This window comes from Candidatus Thiosymbion oneisti, assembly GCF_900092655.1.
GTDB classification, from domain to species: domain Bacteria; phylum Pseudomonadota; class Gammaproteobacteria; order Chromatiales; family Chromatiaceae; genus Thiosymbion; species Thiosymbion oneisti.
Genome location: NZ_FLUY01001397.1, coordinates 1 through 1227, shown reverse-complemented (window position 1 = coordinate 1227; position 1227 = coordinate 1). Strand labels below are relative to the sequence as shown.

Below are 1227 nucleotides of genomic sequence, written 5' to 3'. Positions count from 1 at the left end.
AAACATTATCCTGGAATGATTTAGGACTTTCAGTCCAGGGGGCAACCTATGCACTTTAGTGCATAGTGGTTGAGTGAACAATCGGGGCTGTTGAGCGTACCAGTGTTAGAACTTTACCAGGGGTTAAAGCAGTACTTCCATTTTTATAATCACGAACGCCCACACAGCGCATTAGACGGGCTCACACCAGCACACGTTCATGTTCGTACTGAACAGGGGGTAATCTAAACGCGTGATCAAATGCTGACATGCAATGGAAAGGCGCATTATGGTGTCACATGAGTACTTATTCTTTGTCTATGCTGATTGAAAATACAGCTTGACTGACAGGGTGATCATCTATTCAGATTCATCTGAAATAAGATTCTCAAGAACCGTTCTCCGTTCTTAACTTATTTTTGGTTTCTAACTGTCCAACGGTTGGGGTCCACCTCAAAAATCGCCGAGCTGAGTGGTGTCAGCCGCCCCACGATCAATCAACTGTTCTTGAAGTTACGCCTCATTGAGGAAAAAGACGGCACCAAGAGCTTTGAGATCGCCGCCACCTTCAGCAATAGCGAGGCCGGTTTCTGGGAAGTGGTGCCGAAAAAAGAGACCGAGTTAACCTTCGACAACATGGTGGTGGGTTACCAAAAGGCCGGCGATAAGCTGCTGAAGGTCACCTGTTCCAGCCACCAGCTCAAGATCGGTGACGAGGTGCAGGTGACCGGCACCCGAGAATATGACGGGCTCTATCCGGTCAAGGCCGTGGATGAGGTCAATGATGCTTTCACCATCGACCTGGGCTATCAACCCGGCGAGGCCGTGGACCTCAAGGCCAAAAAGCGGCGTGGGATATGCTTTGGGGGCAGCGCGGATTACCTGCGTACCGGTACCCTCGAACTGCCCCCCTTCGCCGTCGATACCGATGGTGGCCGCATCGTCTCCGCCTGGGTGTGGTTGGAGAGCGCGCAGAGCCAGGCGCAACTGATTGTCGGTCAGGACGACCAGGCCATCGAGCTCGGGGTCGATACCGATAACAAGGTGCAACTGAAGATACACTGCGACGACAACAGCACCCATGACGTGAAAGACCCGGATGCCTTGCCGCTGAAAACCTGGGTGCACTATGCCGGGACGGTCGAGTTGTCGGGTCCCGGATGATTACGCGGAATTTTTTTGAAGAGATGGGGTTGCTGTGAGTACCACTGTTTGAGCGTCTGGAGAGGTGTTTTATGATGCAGGTTT

Annotated in this window: 2 protein-coding genes; both read left to right on the top strand. The window is 52.1% G+C overall.

What is annotated here, in order from left to right; genetic code table 11:
* The first annotated feature begins 102 nt into the window (after positions 1 to 102).
* Complete coding sequence (locus tag BQ17_RS24275) at positions 103 to 228, top strand: integrase core domain-containing protein (RefSeq protein ID WP_369406479.1); 126 nt, start codon at positions 103 to 105, stop codon at positions 226 to 228.
* A 258-nt stretch (positions 229 to 486) separates the two neighbouring features.
* A complete protein-coding gene (locus BQ17_RS14360) occupies positions 487 to 1143 on the top strand; it encodes a LamG-like jellyroll fold domain-containing protein (protein WP_141699293.1) in 657 nt (218 codons plus the stop codon).
* Positions 1144 to 1227 lie beyond the last annotated feature (84 nt).